Genomic DNA, 4,013 nt, shown 5'->3' with positions numbered 1-4,013 from the left:
GGCTCGCACGACATCTTTAAGGTCACCGGCGCCCGCCAGTTCTGCGCGATCCACAGCTACCTGTCCACCGCCACCAAACATGGCATCAGCCTGTTCAACGCCCTCATCCAGCTGGCCGAAGGCCGCCCCTGGACGCCCGCGCCAGCCTGACCTCACAACAAGATCAAACGAGTACCTGACTAGTTACCGGCATGCGACAGGCACTCCGAATGCAACAATACCGGCTGGTTTACCAGGGGCCGTGAGGGCCTGGAGGAGAGGGCGACGTGGGTGATGGTTGGTCGAAGCGTGTGATGCGGCGGGCGAGTGGGGTGTCGGCTGGGTAGCCGGGGAAGGGAAGCCACTGATACTTGGAGCGGCGCCAGGAACGCTGGACGCGCTGGTGGGGCGGAAGGCCGCTGGTAAGGCTGACGCCGAGTGTCTCGCGGAGGATGGTGAATTCCAGGAGCGAGCAGACAATCGTGCCGATGAGACCGCCGAGCTGGAAAGCGTCGTCGATCCGGGTGGGGGCGAGGTCGAAGTTCGTCCCTTTCTCGGTCACCTTGTCGACGATGATGGCGCTGATGGCGAACCAGGGGGCGGCCAGCGACGGGAGGAGCGGGTGGCCGGCGTCTGCCTGGAGCAGGTTAATGATCGCGACGTTGATGGTAATCAGCATGAAGAACAGGACGGGAATCAGGAAGGACAGAAGTAGGAGGATCGCCTGGTTCTCGGTAAGCGGGATACCCGCTGCGGCCTCCTGCTCCTCTTGGTGGGCCAGGTACGCCGTGTCCGCCCACATGATGAGGAACAGGAAGAACAGTCCGAGGCAGCAGGTCGCCGGGCCTCGGAACAGCGAGCCGCTCGGACCGCGCAGAAAAGCGCTACGGACGTGGGTCGTTGATTCTCTGGAGTCAGGGCCACGAGTAAGAAGCCGAACAGGAGCAGTCCCGCCCCGGCCAGGAGTCCTCCGTAGATGGCCTTGCGCCCGGCCACGCCGACGAGGTCATCGGTGTTGAAGCCGTACTGGGCGACCAGCGCCACGAGGACGACCAGCGTGGAGAGATTGCGGATCCGGCGGATCCACTGGATCGAGCGGCCCGGCTCGATCACCTGGCGTGTGAGCACGATCCCTGTGAACGCGCAGATCCAGGGCACCAAGGTGACCATTGGCATCCCACCATTCCTTTGGCGTAACTACAGTAGTAGGGGGCGGCCATCGATAGACCATTGTGTGGTGGCAGGCTCCACGCACGGTCCACTCGTCGGGTGAGTCGTAAAGGTGCTCCCGACGACGGCAAGACTTCCACTGCAGGCGATAATCGCTATCTCGCCACCTCCGCTGAAACTGTAGGTGCCGTCGGCATTGAAAGACCACATTGGAATGCCGTTGACTCCGCTCCATTTACCCACCAGGGCCGAGGGAACCTTGTTTTTATCAGTGCTTCCGCCAGTGTTTCCGTCAATCATGCTGGCGCAGCCCCCGAGTAGTGCGCACACAATGATGACCGCCATTGTATTCGACCTGAAGGTTTTCACGTTTCCATCCAGTTGGGGTGCTGGTCGGCTGCCCTGCGCCACTGATGGTGCAGGGAAATAATCATTCGTGAGTCGGACGCGCGTAGACGGCAAATTCCTCGACTGGCCAGGTCTATTGACAATCCTTGCGGTTCGCGAGAGGGGTACCTGACCTGCTCCTCATCGGCGGGGCGACTTTGCAGTCGAGCAGGGGGCGGACCAGCTGCCCGCGGAAGGTCGGCGAGCTCCTAGCCAGCGGCCCAGGTCACTGCCGGTCGTAGCGCTCGCCGTCCAGGATCAGCACGTCGCCCTCGAGCGACCAGGTTTCCGTGGCCGACTTGCAGGCGGTCCCAGCTGCGAACGTCGTGGTGATCTGGTCACCCGAGACTGCAAACGGGCCCGAGCATACGTTTACGCTGCCGTTGGGCCAGGGGTGCGTCCAGATCCAGGTCCCGTCCGCCTTGAGCGATTCCACAACCAGCCCGGCGGTTCCCTCCAACGCCCAGTCCCCGACCAGGCCGGCGGGCACACGCCCTCCATCGGGCGTCGCCGCGTCCGTGTCTTGGTCCACCGCCGGGGTGGGCGACGATGCCAGTGTCTCCGTCCATCCGGTGTCGCACCCCGTGAGGAGCCCACCCGTGAGGACGGCCGCTACCGCCGCACCGACCAGTCTCGCCTTCGTCATGGTTCCCCCGTTTTGGCTGCGCTGTGGAGCGGTATTGACTGATCGCCATTGTCTAGGGCGAAGCGGGTGGCTCACGGCCTCGTGGTCACTCAAAGTCAGGATTTCGGCTACTCAACTTTCATCGCTGCCTTCATGGCTCTCACGATGAGTGTCTGCGAGACAGCGGAAACCCCAAAGAATGACCTTGAATGGTGATGGCTCCCCTGTCGTGATGTTGCGGGTCCCGCCACACGTCGCCGCAGGAGAGGCTCCGCCAGCGGACCGAGCACGACATAATTCGGCAGCATGGTGCATGGTTGGCCCTTCGTCGGCCGGTCCGTCGAGCTGAGCCGGGTCACGACAGAGTTGACCGAGGGCCGGGGAGTCCTGCTCGAGGGTGCGGCGGGCGTTGGCAAGAGCCGGCTGCTTCAGGAGATCATCGGGCAACAGGACCCGGGCAGTTTCACGGTCAAGCGCGTGTACGCCACCGAAGCCATGTCCACGATCCCGCTGGGCGCGCTCGCCGAGTTCCTGCCCCCTCAGGCGCAGCACGACGTCGTCGAGGCGCGGGAGCTCAACCTCGTTCTCGATGGCCTCGTCAAACGGCCACCTGGCGTCCACCACGTCGTGTTGGCGATCGATGACATTCAGCTGCTCGACGCAACGAGCACCGATCTGGTTCTCCGCGCCACTCGGGCCGGAAACGTGCTTGTCCTCGCGACGCGTCGGACCCCAGGCCGCGTTCCCGACAGCGTCGCGGAACTGTGGAAGAGGGACCTCGTCACGCGGATCCCCGTTCCGCCTCTGGAACGGTCGCAGACGGAGCACCTGTTGGCGGGTGCGCTCGGCGGCCAGGTCGAGCGGCGCACGGGGAACCGGTTGTGGCAGCTGACCGAGGGCAACGTGTTGACGCTGCGCGAACTGATCGACGGGTTGCGGCATGCCGGGGAGGTCAGCCAGGTCGGTGGCCTCTGGCGCTGGTCAGGCGACACGACGCGGCTGCACATCGATGCCTTCCATATGATCGAAGATCGGGTGAGAGGTCTGCCCGATGATCTGCGCACGGTCGTGGAGCTTGTCGCGCTCGCCGAGCCCATCGATTACGGGATGCTCGTCGGTCTGGTCGGAAAAGCCGAAGGGGCCGAAGAATGCGCCGTCACATTGGCCGAAGACCAGAAGCTCATCCAGGCGGACCGCGGCCGCCGCCGGCGGGATGTGCGGCTCGACCACCCCCTGTTCGGCGATGTGGTGCGCGGTATGCCACATGCTGAACGCCACCTCGGTGCCCTCGCCGACTATGTCGAGCGGACCGGTATGCAGCGGCGAGACGACGAACTGCGCGTGGCGGTGTGGCGGATGAAGTCCAAGACCGTCAGCGACCCGCACCTGCTAGTCCGCGCAGGACGCACTGCATACGCCCGTTTCGATCTGTCGCTGGCTGGAGAGCTCGCCAAGGCTGCAATGGCCGCTGGCGGTGGCTTTGATGCCATTGAGCTACGCGCTTCGATCCTCGGCTTCACCGGTGAGCCGCAACAGGCGATCGAACTACTGAATTCCGCCGAGTTCGCGCTCGAGGTCGATGAGCAGCGAACCCGCTGGTCCGCGGCGCGGGGAATGATCGAGTTCGGCATGCTGAACGACCCGACTGCAGCGGAACGCCTATGGCGTGACGCGGAAGCCTTGGGCGGCCCTGGAGCGGCCCTGCTTCGAGCTATCTCGGTATGCCAGCTGGCATGGCGTGGCGAATTCCCCACCGCGTACCAGCGCCTGGTCGAGTGCGCGGGCACGGAGGGAGGTTGGACCGGCGGGCACTTGTTCGCCGAAGGCCATCGACTGGTCCTCGCCGCGTACC

Annotated in this window: 3 protein-coding genes; 1 reads left to right on the top strand and 2 read right to left on the bottom strand. The window is 64.5% G+C overall.

From position 1 onward, the window contains the following. Window positions 1-229: 229 nt before the first annotated feature. Window positions 230-781, bottom strand: coding sequence for a hypothetical protein (locus tag U9980_RS24070; protein WP_322770016.1), 552 nt, complete (start codon window positions 779-781; stop codon window positions 230-232). A gap of 981 nt (window positions 782-1,762) precedes the next feature. Next, window positions 1,763-2,026: a hypothetical protein gene (locus tag U9980_RS24065; protein WP_322770015.1), complete on the bottom strand. Its 264-nt coding sequence runs from the start codon at window positions 2,024-2,026 to the stop codon at window positions 1,763-1,765. A gap of 441 nt (window positions 2,027-2,467) precedes the next feature. Between U9980_RS24065 and U9980_RS24060 the strand changes: the two genes are divergently transcribed. Next, window positions 2,468-4,013: AAA family ATPase (locus tag U9980_RS24060; RefSeq protein WP_322770014.1), on the top strand; the 1,546-nt coding region annotated here is incomplete at its 3' end.

It is taken from the genome of Protofrankia sp. Cr1 (assembly GCF_963555865.1).
Taxonomy (GTDB): Bacteria; Actinomycetota; Actinomycetes; order Frankiales; family Frankiaceae; genus Protofrankia.
The sequence above is the reverse complement of the archived record's forward strand: the minus strand, read 5'-3'. Positions and strand labels throughout refer to the sequence as shown.

What these genes read in the sequence shown, in the direction of transcription:
- U9980_RS24070 (WP_322770016.1), bottom strand. Translation starts at nt 781, where the DNA reads ATGTGGGCGGACACGGCGTACCTGGCCCACCAAGAGGAGCAGGAGGCC.